General features: G+C 41.6%; 11 protein-coding genes. 9 read left to right on the forward strand and 2 right to left on the reverse strand.

Annotated features, from left to right (window positions below; all coding sequences use genetic code 11):
* Positions 1-130: 130 nt before the first annotated feature.
* Positions 131-610, reverse strand: a complete 480-nt coding sequence (locus CLHUN_RS14810; protein WP_080065409.1) for a hypothetical protein — start codon at positions 608-610, stop codon at positions 131-133.
* A gap of 229 nt (positions 611-839) precedes the next feature.
* On the opposite strand from CLHUN_RS14810, the gene CLHUN_RS14815 reads away from it, so the two are divergent.
* From CLHUN_RS14815 to CLHUN_RS14855, 9 genes are all read left to right on the forward strand, one after another.
* The gene (locus CLHUN_RS14815) at positions 840-1214 is read left to right on the forward strand and encodes a CoA-binding protein (RefSeq protein WP_080065410.1); all 375 of its coding nucleotides are present in this window, start codon (positions 840-842) and stop codon (positions 1212-1214) included.
* A 28-nt stretch (positions 1215-1242) separates the two neighbouring features.
* Positions 1243-1995, forward strand: coding sequence for a nitroreductase family protein (locus CLHUN_RS14820; protein ID WP_080065411.1), 753 nt, complete (start codon positions 1243-1245; stop codon positions 1993-1995).
* Positions 1996-2030: 35 nt separating this feature from the next.
* Positions 2031-3221: an aldo/keto reductase gene (locus CLHUN_RS14825; protein ID WP_080065412.1), complete on the forward strand. Its 1191-nt coding sequence runs from the start codon at positions 2031-2033 to the stop codon at positions 3219-3221.
* A 157-nt stretch (positions 3222-3378) separates the two neighbouring features.
* Positions 3379-6951: a chromosome segregation protein SMC gene (gene smc / locus CLHUN_RS14830; RefSeq protein ID WP_080065413.1), complete on the forward strand. Its 3573-nt coding sequence runs from the start codon at positions 3379-3381 to the stop codon at positions 6949-6951.
* Between the two features lie 46 nt (positions 6952-6997).
* Positions 6998-7906 carry a signal recognition particle-docking protein FtsY gene (gene ftsY / locus CLHUN_RS14835; protein ID WP_080065414.1) on the forward strand — a complete coding sequence of 303 codons (909 nt, stop codon included), beginning with the start codon at positions 6998-7000 and terminating at the stop codon, positions 7904-7906.
* A gap of 69 nt (positions 7907-7975) precedes the next feature.
* The gene (locus CLHUN_RS14840; protein ID WP_080065415.1) at positions 7976-10816 is read left to right on the forward strand and encodes a UPF0182 family protein; all 2841 of its coding nucleotides are present in this window, start codon (positions 7976-7978) and stop codon (positions 10814-10816) included.
* A gap of 352 nt (positions 10817-11168) precedes the next feature.
* Positions 11169-13037, forward strand: a complete 1869-nt coding sequence (locus CLHUN_RS14845; protein WP_080065416.1) for an APC family permease — start codon at positions 11169-11171, stop codon at positions 13035-13037.
* 96 nt (positions 13038-13133) lie between these two features.
* A complete protein-coding gene (locus CLHUN_RS14850) occupies positions 13134-14114 on the forward strand; it encodes an ROK family protein (RefSeq protein WP_080065417.1) in 981 nt (326 codons plus the stop codon).
* Positions 14115-14139: 25 nt separating this feature from the next.
* A complete protein-coding gene (locus CLHUN_RS14855; protein ID WP_080065418.1) occupies positions 14140-14361 on the forward strand; it encodes a YdbC family protein in 222 nt (73 codons plus the stop codon).
* A gap of 130 nt (positions 14362-14491) precedes the next feature.
* Here CLHUN_RS14855 and CLHUN_RS14860 read toward each other — a convergent pair whose 3' ends face one another.
* Complete coding sequence (locus tag CLHUN_RS14860) at positions 14492-14665, reverse strand: DUF1540 domain-containing protein (protein ID WP_080065419.1); 174 nt, start codon at positions 14663-14665, stop codon at positions 14492-14494.
* Positions 14666-14878 lie beyond the last annotated feature (213 nt).

Below are 14878 nucleotides of genomic sequence, written 5' to 3' on the forward strand. Positions count from 1 at the left end.
TATATAAGTCACAACAAAAATATAAACCCTGGTTATTCTTATTTATTATATTAATAATGAGTGTCCGTTGTGCTTCACCCAAAACAAAAAGCGCCAATATTATTTGACGCCAAAATAAAATTAAAAGATTTTAATAATACCAGCCGTAGCCTCCGCCGGGATAACCATAGCCATAGCCGTAAGGTGGACGGCGGCGGCGTCTCATCAGTTCGCGCAGAAGGACAATGGAAATCAAATCACGGCGGAAACGTCTTCTTCCTCCATGAAAGCCTCCAAACTGCCTGCCGCTTTCTTTGGGGTTATCAGAGATATTCATGGCTTCCACATTTCCCGAATAATCATTATCCTCATATTCAGATTCAACGTCCTGACCGACTCTGTTATCTATATCATCAACTATATTATCAAGTTCTTGCCGGCTGGGCGTATACATTGTCCCCTTTTTAGACACCAATCTGTCACAGTGACGGCATACTTCAGGATAGATAATATAGTAGCATCTTGGAAACATTGATTCCAACTGCTCCTGTGGCATTTCCATCATCGGCTCATATTGCTGAGGGAGATTCATCATTTGCATATACGGCTTATTGGACCAATCATTTGGCATGAGGTCAACCTCCTTCAATGTTTGAGAAATACTTACAGATTATTTTATGCTTTCATCACTGATATGGTTACGAAAACATAATATTATGTCAATATAGCGTTTTAAATGGAAATACCTTGTTTTTATATCTACATTCATGGAATAATATAATATATGGAATACTTTATTTGAAAACATCAATTGTTTATAACAGGAAGTTGGAAAACCGGTTTTTAAAGAGGAGGCAATAATGCTTGAAGAAATAATGCTGGAGAAAAAAATATGGGCCGTGGTAGGAGCAAATCAGGATCAGGCCAAATATGGAAATAGGATATACAGAAAGCTGAAGTCAAAAGGGTATGAGGTCTATGCTGTCAATCCTCAGTATGACAGCATAGAGGGGGATATCTGCTACAGTGCTTTATCAGCTCTGCCCGTGGTGCCGGAGGTAATAGACATGGTGGTTTCTCCAAAAAGGGGAAGACCTGTTATTGAAGAAGCCGCAAGGCTTGGAATAAAATATGTATGGCTGCAGCCCGGGACTTATGATGAGGAACTGCTTAAACAGATAGAGGACCTTGGTCTTCAGCAGGTTCAGGCTTGCGTCCTGGTAGCTGTAAAATAGTAGTTGTCCGGTGAAAGGGAGTGTTTATATGACAAACAGTGAACTGTACAAGGTTATATTCAAAAGAAAGTCTGTCCGAAAATATGATTTGACTCCTCTGGCTCAGGAAAAGCTGGAAATGCTTCAGGCTTTTTTGAAAACGGTAAAAAGATTGGAGGAAGGTATACGGACCGAATTTCTGATTCAGACGGCTGATGAGGTAAGCAGTGTTTTTGCGGTGAAAGCGCCGCACTATATAACCTTTTACTCGGAAAGCAAGGCCGGTTATCTGATTAACGCAGGCTTTATAATGCAGCAGGTAGATTTGTTCCTCTCGGCTAATAACATAGGAAGCTGCTGGCTGGGAGTTGCAAAGCCCAACAAAAATGTCCCGCAGGCAAAAGACGGACTTCAATATGTAATCATGCTTGCATTTGGAAATGCTTCAGGTGCGGTACACAGAGAGAGCACACAACAGTTCAGGAGGAAGAGCCTGGCTGAAATAACTTCCATAGAAGGTGCGGAGCAGCTTTTGGAACCGGTCAGACTTGCACCCTCCGCCGGGAATTCTCAGACCTGGTTTTTTACCGGAGACACCCGGGAGATAATTGTCAGCCGTAAAAAAGCAGGCATCATAAAAGCGCAGCTTTATGGGAAAATGAACCACATAGATTCAGGTATTGCCCTTTGCCACCTGTGGCTGTCGGCAGAGCAGCAGGGGAAAAAGGCAGATATTGACCTGACGGGGCAGAAAGTGCCTCAGGGTTATGAATTCATGGCAAAAGTCAGGTTGGAAGATTAGTTGCAGTATACGATACAATAGTTGATGGAGGCTTTATGTTAAAAAGGATAAATCAAAAAAACGGTGAAAAATTATCCGTACTGGGGTTCGGTTGTATGAGGTTTCCCGGGAAGGCCGGGGGAATAGACGAACCCAGGGCTATTGCAATGATTCGTGATTCAATTGAAAAAGGTGTGAATTATTTCGACACGGCATATATATACCATGCCGGAAAAAGTGAGTCACTGCTTGGTCAGGCCTTGACCGGAGGATACAGGGAGAAAGTCAGGATTGCCACAAAGCTGCCTCCCTTCATGGTACGAAAAATGGAAGACGCCCGCAGGATTTTTGCAAAACAGTTAACAAGGCTTCAGACCGGCTATATTGATTATTATCTTTTGCACATGCTTACCGACAAGCACTCCTACGACAGACTGGCAGGGCTTGGAGTAATGACCTGGCTGGAGGAGCTTAAAGCCAAAGGGATTGTAAGAAATATAGGTTTTTCCTTCCACGGAAGAAAGGCAGATTTTGAATTGATTTTAAAGGCATACCCCTGGGATTTCTGCCAGATCCAGTACAACTATATGGATGAAAACAACCAGGCTACAAAAGATGGCCTGAAACTTGCAGCCTCTATGGGAATTCCGGTGATTGTCATGGAGCCGTTAAGGGGAGGCAGACTTGTAACGCACCTGCCTCCTGAGGTTAAGAAAGCGTTTTCCGCATATGACAAGAACAGGTCGCCGGCGGAATGGGCATTGAGATGGATATGGAATCATCCTGAGGTGAATGTTGTGCTCTCCGGCATGAGTGATGAGAGTCAGGTTGAAGAAAACATAAGAATTGCATCCGATGCAGCACCAAATTCTCTGACAGAAGAAGAATTGAAGGTTTTTGATAATGTCAGGCAGGTTTTGCAGGAGAAGACCAGAATACCATGTACCGCCTGCGGGTATTGCATGCCCTGTCCGGCTGGAGTGGATATTCCCGGGTGTTTCTCACATTATAACGACAAGTACCTGACAAACGACAAATCAGTCCGTCTGAAGTATTTTCAGAACCTGGGCGCCATGTCGGCAAAGCCTGCCTATGCTTCAAAATGCATTAGCTGCGGAAAATGTGAGGCGCATTGCCCTCAAAGCATAGCCATACGTGACAGGCTAAAGGTGGTAAGCAGGGAGATGGAAGGTGTGCTGTACAGACCTGTTGTGGGAATAGTGAGGAAATTCATAAAGATTAAATAATGATAAAAATATGGACGTAATAAACATTTTCTGTAATATCTACGTATACTAAATGTTACTGAAATGTAAATTGAAAATGTACAACCTTCCAATAGTACCTAAAGTATGCTAAAATTTAACCAAGTTTTAAAAAGGATAACTAATTTCGGGGTGGGTAATGTATTTAAAAAAGCTTGAAATACAAGGGTTTAAATCATTTGCAGATAAAATTTCACTGGATTTTACAGCAGGGATTACGGCAGTTGTCGGACCAAACGGCAGCGGCAAAAGCAATATAGGCGATGCCGTAAGATGGGTATTGGGAGAACAGAGCGCCAAAACCCTCCGTGGCAGTAAAATGGAGGATGTTATATTTGCTGGAACAGAGCATAGAAAATCAGTGGGCTTTGCAGAAGTTTCCCTGACAATTGACAACTCGGATAATTATCTTCCCGTATCCTACAGCGAAGTCACCATTACCAGAAGAGTCTACCGTTCGGGGGAAAGTGAATATTACATAAACAGGACGTCATGTCGTCTTAAAGATATACACGAGCTGTTCCTGGACACAGGTATAGGCAGGGACGGATACTCCATTATCGGTCAGGGACGTGTGGATGAAATCCTCAGTTCAAAATCTGAGGATAGAAGGCATATATTCGAAGAAGCTTCGGGAATAATGAAATACAAGGTCCGAAAGCAGGAGGCGGAGAGAAAGCTGAATCTGACCGAACAAAATCTTGTTAGGATCAATGACATAATAAATGAGCTTGAAGGACAGTTGGAACCTTTGAAGGAGCAGTCCGATGCAGCAAAGAAATACCTTTCTCTCAGGGAGGGCTTGAAGGAGCTTGAGGTGAATGTTTATCTGGACAGCATAGATAAATTCAGGGAAAGGCTCAAGGAGTATGAAGGGCAGCACAAGGATATCAAGGATAACATAGAGGCTGAAGAAAGAAACCTTAGAAGTATTACGGCCCAGAACCAGCAGAAGACGGAAATGCTGAAATCCCTCGAAGAAAAAATTAATGAGGCCAGAGACAAATTTTATGTTATGGAAACCAATCTGGAGAAAAACAGTTCGGAAATAAGTCTGAATAACGAAAAAATCAATGGACTTCTTCAGAATATAAAGCGTCTGGAAGAAGAAACGTCAGATATAACCGCTAAGTCCGAAGAACTGCTGAAGGAAGAGAAAACCAGGCAGGGAAAAATTGACTATCTGAACAAGCAGTATGCCGACTTTTCGAAAAAGCTTGAAGCATATCAGTCTGAACTGGATGCCATTATTTCAACCTTGAGTGAGAGCGAGCAGCGGATAGAAAAGCTGAAGTCCGGCATTATGGATAAGCTGGACCTGCAATCGGATAAAAGAACGCAGATAAACAATATAAGAAACCATATTGAGAATCTTAAAAAACGGCAGAACTCCATAGGTACGGAAATATATACCTTAAAGCTGGAAAAAGATAAGGACAATATGAAAAAGGAGGATCTGGCCGAAAGTATCAGAAATTCCATACTGCTGATAAAGCATTCAAGAACGAAGCTGGATGAACTGAGCAAAGAGAAGGCGGAGCTTGCCGGTACTTTGCAGACAATGGAAAAGCAGCAGGGAACTGTCAGAACGGACATCCAGGTCAAAAGTTCAAGGCGCCGCATGCTTAAGGACATGGAAAAAGGTATGGAGGGCTACAGCAGAAGTGTCAAGGAGATAATGCATGCCTGCCAGACCTCTGCGGAATTTGGCAGCGGTATTCATGGTACGGTTGCTCAACTGCTGAGTGTTGACAAAAAGTATGAAACCGCCATTGAAATGACTCTGGGAAGTGCGCTTCAAAATATTATTGCCTCTACTGAAGAGGATGCCAAGAAAGCAATTGAGTTTCTGAAAAGAAACAGGCTTGGCAGGGCAACCTTCCTGCCTGTAACGGCGGTAACCGGGAAAAGGCTGGACGAAAATACCCTTCGCAGGCTGGAGGAGTGCAAGGGCTTTTGTGGTCTGGCTTCCGAGCTTGTTACCTGTGACAGCAAATACAGCGGTATAGTATTAAACCTGCTGGGGCGGGTTGTTGTTGCCGAAAATCTGGACGCAGGCATAAGTATTGCTAAAAGGTTCGGCTACTCCTTCAGGATTGTAACTCTGGAAGGCGATATCTTAAGTACAAGCGGCTCAATGTCCGGCGGCAGCAATGACCACAAAAGTTCCGGAATCTTGAGCAGGAGCAGGGAGATAACAGAGCTGGAAGCAGTTATTGAAGCCCTTGGAAAAGAAGATATAAAACTTGAAGGAAAAATTTCAGAAGTCAGAAGCATGCTTTCGGAAGTTGAACAGGAGTTAAGTGAAGAAGGCAATAAATTGAGAGAAAATGAGCTTGTCAGGACAAGGGATGAAAACCACCTTGCCATGCTGGAGGACAATATAAGAAAGACAGATGCAAAGATTGGCATGCTCAATGACGAAAAGCTGCAGGTTGCAAGGCAGGAGCAGGAAACCGCCCTTGAACAGAAAAAATACGAGGAAGAGCTTGAAGCCATAGAAAAGGATATTTCAGAAACCAAGGCGGTTATTTCGGAGCATCAGGAAAAATTCAAGGCCGATCAGTCGGTAAGGGATGAATTGCATCAGGAAATCACAGACTTCAAAATATCAGTGAACTCCATTGTTGAAAGTATCCAGAGCGTAAATGAACATATGGAGAGAATTACCACTGACAAGGAAGCACTTCAAAAGAGCTTGAACAGAAAGCAGGGTGAAAAGCAAAGGTCTGAAAACGAAGTTGTTTCACTTAAGCAAGCTATTGAAGGCCTTGAAAATGTCATAAAAGGTTTGCAGAATGAAAAAGCTGGCAAAACTTTTGAAATAGACAGGCTGGTTGAAGAAAAAAGGGTGTTGGAGGAAGAATCCTCTGATTTTATAGATAAACTTAATTCAACAAATAAAACCATATTATTGCTGCAGGAAGAATACAACAGGATAGATATTAAGAATACAAGGGCCGAAGCTGAAATGAAGGCCATACAGGACAGAATGTGGGATGAATATGAGCTGACCTATTCAAACGCCCTGGCGCTGAAAAAAGAACTGCCCAGCATCCCCCAGGCTCAAAAAACCATAAATGACTACAGAACCCAGATAAAAAACCTTGGACCTGTGAATGTGTCGGCCATTGACGATTATATAAAAACCAAGGAGCGCTTTGAGTTCATGTCTGTTCAGAAAAATGACATGGAGCAGGCCAAAGACAAGCTGCACAAGATAATTTCCGAGATGGTTCAGATAATGAAAAAGCAATTTATTGATCAGTTCAGGCTTATCAATGAGAATTTTGGAATTGTCTACCGTGAACTGTTTGGAGGAGGCAGGGCCGAACTGATTATTGCAGACCAGGAAAATGTCCTGGAAAGCGGCATAGAAATAGAGGTTCAGCCTCCGGGAAAGAAGCTGCAGAACATGATGCTGCTCTCAGGCGGAGAGCGCGCCTTTACAGCTATTGCACTGCTGTTTGCCATACTCCGTATGAAACCCACTCCCTTCTGTCTCCTGGATGAAATCGAGGCGGCTCTGGATGATGCCAATGTTTACAGATTCGGGGAGTATTTAAAGAGGTTCTCACAAAAAACCCAGTTCATTATGGTCACCCACCGTAAAGGAACAATGGAGGCCGCCGACACCATGTATGGTGTAACCATGCAGGAACATGGCGTATCAAAGATAGTGTCCATGAAAATGGGTGAAAAGGCCAGTTGAGTCAGTGCCTGGAACTAAAATCAGCATAGAATTTGGAGGAAAATAGATGGGCTTTTTTGACAAACTTAAAGAAGGATTGATGAAAACCAGGAGGAGTATCACCGAAAAGATAGATCAGGTGCTTGTTTCATTCGGAAAGGTAGATGAAGAGTTATTTGAAGAGCTTGAAGAGATACTGATTACCTCTGACCTTGGCATAGACACCACTATGAAAATAATAGAGGATTTAAAGGCAAAGGTGAAGGAAAGGAAAATAATCGACCCCCTGCTTGTAAAAGACCTTTTGAAGGAAGAACTTAATGAAATCCTGTCAGAGGGGCAAAATGAGCTTAAACTTGACACCAAGCCGGCTGTAATCATAGTCATCGGTGTTAACGGAGTAGGAAAGACCACTTCAATAGGAAAAATAGCAAATCTGTACAAGCAGCAGGGGAAAAAGGTGCTCCTGGCTGCTGGCGACACTTTCAGGGCCGCCGCCATAGACCAGTTGGAAATCTGGGCTGAGCGTGCAGGCGTTGAAGTTATTGCCCAGAAGGAGGGCTCTGACCCGGCGGCGGTTGTATATGACGCCGTTGCGGCTGCCAAGTCCAGAAAGGCGGATTTGCTTATCTGTGACACGGCAGGCAGACTCCACACCAAGAAAAATCTTATGGAGGAGCTGAAAAAGGTATCCAGGGTATTGGACAGGGAGTTGCCGGGAGCAGATCGGGAAACCCTTCTGGTGCTTGATGCCACCACGGGACAAAATGCCGTATCACAGGCCAAGACTTTCAGGGAAACTGCAGATATTACGGGAATAGTTCTCACCAAGCTGGATGGAACGGCCAAGGGAGGAATAGTTGTAGCTATAAAGTCGGAATTGGATATACCCGTTAAGCTTATAGGAGTTGGAGAACAGATGGATGATCTTCAGAAGTTTGATGCAAATGAATTTGTAGAAGCCTTGTTTTCTTGAAATCCCACCTTTATTTCCTTAAAATCCAATATGGATAAGAAGTTTTAAAACAATTAATGGGAGGTTAATATGACTAACGAAGTCAACTATGATTACTACAGGGAAAAGAACAAAAAGAGCCCTAAGGGGCGGATTGCAGCACTGGTTGTAATCGCGGCTCTTGTGATTGCGGCCATTATAGGCAGTTCCATCTATATGTCACTGATACAGTTGAAGGAATTGAACCCGGCAGCCAACTATGCATCGGTATATACAACAAATCTGTTGTATCAGGTAGGCTTCTTTTTTGCAGCACTGGTGATTATCAGCCTGTTTGTATTTATAACAAATAACGTGCTGATCAAGAACCTGAGAAAGTATTTCAAAAATAACAACCTTGAAAGCAGGAAGCTGTACAATACACCTATAGCACTGGCTATCGGACTTGCAGGCGCGTTTCTGACAAAACAGTTTTTCTTCAGCAAGGCACTTTTGTTTTTGAACTTCGTCAGCTTTGGAAGACAGGACCCCATATTTGACCAGGACATAGGCTACTATATGTTCCAGAGGCCTTTCTACATGTCTCTGTTGGATTTTCTGTCCAATCTGTGGCTGTTTGTAGTAATTTATTGTGCAATTTACTATTTGGCGGTGCTTGTGGCAGTATTGAACAATTCCTTTGATATAAAGGAGATGAAGGACAAATTAATATTGAGACACAACCTTATAAACGTTGCAATATTTTTTGTGCTGAAGACAGTATCCTACAAGTTTCAGAGAGAAGCACTGCTCTATTCCGATTTCACCAAATTCGACTATGTGGGCGCAGGCTATACCGACACAAATATATGGATCAAATTTTATTCCGTGGCTCCAATAATCGTTCTGGCAATAGTTTTGATCTCAAGCATTTTCATGTGGAAGGGAAAGCTTAAGAAAGCAGCCATTACAATTGCTGTCTACCCTTTGATATTTGTGCTGGTAACAATTGCCTCGGGAATTATTCAAAACTTCTTTGTATCTCCCAATGAGACAATATATGAAAAAGATTTTATTAAAAACAATATGCAGGAGACAAGGGCCGCATATGGACTGGACAGGATTAAAACCCATGATTTCAGTACCGTAAAGGATTTGACGCCTCAAATAATAGAAAACAACAAGAATACCATTGACAATATCCGCGTTGTGGACTATGTGCCCACGCTTAACAGCAATAAGCAGCTTCAGAGCAATACGAATTTCTACACTTTTGCCAATGGTGACATTTTGAACTACACTGTCAACGGCAAGGAAATTCCTGTAATGATTTCCGCAAGAGAAATAAATTCTCAGAACCTGCAGAATCAGAATTTTATTAACAAAACCTTCAAGTATACCCACGGCTACGGAGTTGTAATCAATCCCATAAACAAGCTGACCTCCCAGGGAACCGTTGAATTCCTGCTGAGCGGCTTGAAGATGGACACTGTTGACAAGCAAAATCTGAATATAACCGAGCCGAGAATATATTACGGAGAATTGACAAACAACTTTGTAATAGTTAACCCCAAGGAATCCAAGAAGGAAGCTGAAATAGACTATGACGGAACCACCTTAAGCTATTTCGATACAGGAAATGCCAACAAGATTAAGCTCGGTCTGCTTAACAGGACTCTGTTTTCATTAAAATACATGGATATGAATATATTGATCTCCAGCAATATAAATTCAAAATCCCAGATACTTTTAAACAGAAATGTGGTTGAAAGGGCCCAAATGGGAGTTCCGTTCCTGAAGGTGGATTCAGACCCGGCAATGACAATAACTTCCGACGGAAGGCTTAAATGGGTATTGGATGCCTATACAATCTCAAATGATTATCCCTATGCCCAGGAATTCTATACACAGAGCAACGAACCGGATTTGAGAGCGCTGAACGGCATCAATTACATCAGAAATTCCGTAAAAATAACTGTAGACGCCTATGATGGAACGGTCAAATACTATATAATCGATAAGGAAGACCCTATAATCAAGGCATATCAGAAGGTTTATCCGGATATATTCTCCAAGGAGCCGCTGCCAGAGGATATAGCTTCACATACAAGATATCCCGAAACCTTATTCAAGATTCAGACTGAGGTTTTGAAGAAATATCATCTGGACCCAAATGCACACGAAGAAAATATAAACAACTTCTATACAAATCAGGATGCCTGGAGTATTGCCAAATATCCTGACGAGACCAGCCCCGACAAGGTAAGGGATATTGATGCATATTACAATATGATAAAGCTTCCGGGTGAGCTTGGCAAAACTGAAGAGCTGATTCTCATGAGGCCGTTTACTCCGTCCGCAGGCAAGCACAATATGACTTCCTGGCTGGCTGTCAGAAATTCAAAGGACAATTACGGAGAAATGATTTTGTTTAATTTTCCTAAAAATACTAATATTCTCGGCCCCGACCAGGTAGAGGTAAGTATAAATCAGATAAGTGAAATCTCTGAATATAATACCTTGTGGGGACAGGGGAAATCAAATGTATTTAAAGGAAGTCTTCTGGTAATACCTATTGAAAACAGTGTGCTGTACGTGGAGCCCATATATATCCAGTCAAAGAGTGACTCCTCAATACCGCAGGTTAAAAAAGTAATTGTGGGTTATCAGGAAGGTGCTGATTTCAAGCATGGAATAGGAGATAATCTGGAGGATGCCCTTAAAAATCTTTTTAACGGAGATTTAAAACTCCCTGACAATAAATTGCCTACCGTGGATCAAAAAGATACGGGAGTAACTCCTCCCGCGGTAGATACACCTTCCGGTGAACCAACCCAGCCTGCGGAGGGGCAGCTTGACCAGCAAAAACTGGATGAATTGCAGAAAAAACTGGATGATTTGATGAAGCAATCCCAGGAAATCAGTGATCTTATCAAGAGTCTGAGAAAATAAAAAATCAAGAGAACATTACGGTGGATAGATCTTTATGGGTCTATCCATTTTTTTTAACTTATAAAAATAAATCAAATCCATACAATACTTTTAAAGCTTTTATAAATACAATAAATTATATAAGCAATTATGTGACAAAATATTGAAAAAATCTGTTGCTAAATTATTAAAAGTGTATATAATACTATCTTATGTGATAGTAAAAATATATTAAAAAATTATATTGTCAATTGATTTAAAAAGGAATAGAATACAATAGTTGTTTTTGAAATGCCAAATATTCCAAGTAGCAGGGCAATTATTGTATTACGGGTTAAAATTATTAATTTTGTCTTAGACAGGTGGAGTCAGTATGTTAAAGAAAGTCAGAAGGGTTTTAGTGGGAAAGCCATTGAAAAATGAAGCTCTTAATGAACAGAGAATGGGAGTTTTGTGGGGGTTGCCTATTTTGTCCAGTGATGCCATATCTTCTGTGGCATATGCAGGTCAGGAAGTATTAATGGTATTGATACCGGTCATAGGTCTGGGCGCCTACAAGCAATTATCAGTTATATCAGTGATAGTAATCGGACTTTTATTTCTGTTGATGGTTTCCTACAGGCAAATTATAAACAGCTATCCAAATGGCGGAGGTGCTTTTGTAGTTGCCAAAGAAAATCTGGGAGTAGTGGCAGGAATTACGGCAGGGGCAGCCTTGTCGGTTGACTATATATTGACGGTAGCAGTGAGTATCTCCTCGGGCGTTGAACAGTTTACAACTGCCTTCAAGGTTTTTAAGCCATATTCCGTATTGATTTGCTTCATACTCATACTGTTGCTTATGGTAGTAAATCTGAGAGGAGTAAGGGAATCTTCAAGAATATTCGGAATACCGGCCTATTGCTTTATTATTGGGATAGTTGTCATGATAATAGTAGGTATAGCAAGAATAAAGGGCGGATATGTTCCGCCGCAGCCGGAAAATATACCTGATATTGTAAAACCTCTGAGCCTTTTGATTTTTTTAAGAGCTTTTTCAAACGGGTGTACGGCACTGACAGGAGTAGAGGCCGTGAGTAATGCGGTTCCTAACTTTAAAACTCCCAGCACGAAATATGCAAAAAGGGTATTGCTGCTGCTGTCCATTATTATTTTAATTTTGTTTGGGGGGAGCTCGGTACTGGCAAACCTGTATCACGTAAATCCTCATGGAAACGCCATGCTCGTAATGATAGCAGGAGAAATTTTTGGACATGGCTTCATGTACTATTATATAACAGCCTCCACTTTTGTTATTTTGGTTTTGGCGGCAAATACCGCCTATTCCGGTTTTCCCATGCTCATCTCAATCATGGCAAAGGATGGTTATGCCCCAAGACAGCTCAGCATGAGAGGTGACAGACTGAGCTATGACAACGGCATAATAATGCTGTCTGTTACCGCAATGCTCTTGATAATCATATTCAAGGCAAGAGTTACCAGCTTAATAAGCCTGTATGCAATAGGGGTATTCCTTTCGTTTACCCTGGCACAGTCGGGTATGCTGGTCAAATGGTTGAGAACCAGAGATGCGGGATGGAAGCTGAAAGCAGTGTTTAACGGTGCGGGTGCACTTGTCACATCAATTGTTGTGGTAATCATAGCTTTCACAAAATTTATCGGCGGTGCATGGCTGGTTGTAATTTCGCTGCCAATACTTATATTTATGATAACAAAGGTCAAAAAGCATTATAATGCCGTCATGAGGCAATTGAGGCTGAAACCGGAGGAAATTTCGGCATTTAACATTAATAAGGCAACCTATACCAACAGGGTGATAGTTCCTATTGAAAGCATCAACCGTTCAAGCCTGAGAGCCCTGCGGTATGCCAGGACCATATCGGAGAATGTTGTAGCCTTCAGTGTGGCGATAGATGATGAAAGTGCAAAAAAGATAAAGGAAAAGTATGATTCACTGAATACGGATATTCCGCTTATAACCAAATATTCCCCCTTCAGGAGAGTGGTGGACCCTTTATTGAAGTTTATTGAATCAGCGGAGTACGATTATGAGGACGGAGATATGATAACAGTAATACTGCCTCAGTTTGCAGTGAAAAAATGGTGGCACAGGATTCTTCACAATAACACCAGATACTACATTGAGCGGGAACTGCTCAAGCATAAGCATATAGTGGTCTCGGTAATGCCGCTGCAGTTAAGGGATGACGACTATGTGCTGAATAATCCGAAATATGATTAAGTACGGTTTTCCAGCAGGATAAAAGTTCAGGGTATTCTATTGTTTAACTGTATTTAATATATAATTAATAAACTAATAAGATTGAGGCGTCTGATTATGAAATATAGTATTGGTATTGAACTGGGTGTAAAAAACATCGTAGCAGGAGTTCTGGATAAAAATGGCAAGTTAATACGTCGTGATACTATTCCAACAAACAAGGACAGGGCATTTGAGGAAATTATAAAGGACATGTGCGGCCTGATTTCAAAAGTTTTAAGTGACGAGGATCTTGAAGTTAAAAACATAAAGTACATTGGTGTGGGCTGTCCGGGCATAACTGACAACCTGAACGGAATTGTACTGAAGAACTACACTATGAATTTCAATAATGTAAAGGTCAGAGCAGAAGTACAGAAATACTTCAATGTTCCGGTATACGTTGAGAATGATGGTAATTGTGTCGCAATTGCCGAATATCTGTTGGGTGCTGCATATGGTACCGGTAATTCTCTCACTATTAAGGTTGGAGTAGGTATCGGCGGAGGAATAATTCTGGATGGATGTATATACAACGGCTTGAATTTTGGTGGAACCGAATTCGGTCATATGGTCATAGACTTTGACGGAAGACCTTGCACCTGCGGCAGAAAAGGCTGCTGGGAGCAATACGCATCGGCATCTGCACTTATAGGCCGGACCAAGCAGTTAATCGAGGAATATCCTGATTCCATACTTGCAAATATTGCTTCAAATTGCTGCAATAACCAGATAACGGAATTGACCATCTTTGAGGCTGCAAAAGCCGGGGATGACAAGGCAAAGAAGGCTTGCCAGGAATATGTGTTGTATTTTGCAGAGGGACTGGCTAACATAGTGAATATATTAATGCCCGAGGTGGTTATCATAGCAGGGCCTATAAGCAAGCTGGGCAACAGTCTTGTTTATCCTTTGGTCGACTTGCTGAGGGAGAAGATATATTGTAAGGAATTACATATACCGGAGTTTAAAATGGCTGAAATGGGCAATGCCGGTATAATTGTGGGGGCGGCAATGCTTGGGGCCTTCAAGGACGAGAAATTAACCGATTTGATATAGATTTTTATGCCGCTGGAGGTTGGATATGGCAGAGATAAAATATGAGATTACAGAAAGTCTTGGAGCATTATCCGAGTCAGGCAAGGGCTGGTTCAAAGAATTGAACCTTGTGAGCTGGAACGACAGGGAGCCCAAGTACGACATACGTGACTGGTCACCTGAGCACGAGAAGATGGGCAAGGGAGTGACCCTGTCAAAGGATGAGCTCAGGGAGCTTAAAAAATTGCTTAACAACATGGATTTATAAAGCATTTTATTTTTCAGATTAGTCTTTTTACGGCTTTATTGTGAGTTTTATTTGAATATAAAAACAGCCAGGGCATTTATATCCCTGGCTTTGTTGCGCCCTTTAAAGAGCATTGAATTGTGAATAGAGGCTATTTCCTTTCGAAGGATTGACAGTCGGTGCATTCAACCTCCGTGGGGTTTGATTCATGAGTACCTACCTTGATTTTGCTTAAAGCGCAAAAACTATCGCTTTTGCTGTGATTGGCACAGGAATAAATACTGCATTCTATGCTGTGGTTGTTGTGAGCTTTAAATATACTCATATATATCACTCCATTTCTTTAGGAAATAGTTTTACACATATATTATTTGAATTAATTATTATATTATTCGAGATAATTTTTCTCAAAAAACAGAGAATTGGCAAAAAAGTAAATATTCTTAAGGAAAGAAGCGAAAAAGCAAAAAATACTCATTTATTTTAATGTTGACACTATATGTTGCTTGGTGATAGTATTATATACACAATATATGGA

Origin of the sequence: Ruminiclostridium hungatei (assembly GCF_002051585.1) — a bacterium.
GTDB lineage: Bacteria > Bacillota > Clostridia > Acetivibrionales > DSM-1351 > Ruminiclostridium > Ruminiclostridium hungatei.

Coding starts and splice junctions, on each gene's coding strand:
- CLHUN_RS14825 (WP_080065412.1), top strand. CDS start 2,031: ATGTTAAAAAGGATAAATCAAAAAAACGGTGAAAAATTATCCGTACTG.
- CLHUN_RS14815 (WP_080065410.1), top strand. CDS start 840: ATGCTTGAAGAAATAATGCTGGAGAAAAAAATATGGGCCGTGGTAGGA.
- CLHUN_RS14855 (WP_080065418.1), top strand. CDS start 14,140: ATGGCAGAGATAAAATATGAGATTACAGAAAGTCTTGGAGCATTATCC.
- CLHUN_RS14820 (WP_080065411.1), top strand. CDS start 1,243: ATGACAAACAGTGAACTGTACAAGGTTATATTCAAAAGAAAGTCTGTC.
- smc (WP_080065413.1), top strand. CDS start 3,379: ATGTATTTAAAAAAGCTTGAAATACAAGGGTTTAAATCATTTGCAGAT.
- CLHUN_RS14840 (WP_080065415.1), top strand. CDS start 7,976: ATGACTAACGAAGTCAACTATGATTACTACAGGGAAAAGAACAAAAAG.
- CLHUN_RS14850 (WP_080065417.1), top strand. CDS start 13,134: ATGAAATATAGTATTGGTATTGAACTGGGTGTAAAAAACATCGTAGCA.
- CLHUN_RS14845 (WP_080065416.1), top strand. CDS start 11,169: ATGTTAAAGAAAGTCAGAAGGGTTTTAGTGGGAAAGCCATTGAAAAAT.
- CLHUN_RS14810 (WP_080065409.1), bottom strand. CDS start 610: ATGCCAAATGATTGGTCCAATAAGCCGTATATGCAAATGATGAATCTC.
- ftsY (WP_080065414.1), top strand. CDS start 6,998: ATGGGCTTTTTTGACAAACTTAAAGAAGGATTGATGAAAACCAGGAGG.
- CLHUN_RS14860 (WP_080065419.1), bottom strand. CDS start 14,665: ATGAGTATATTTAAAGCTCACAACAACCACAGCATAGAATGCAGTATT.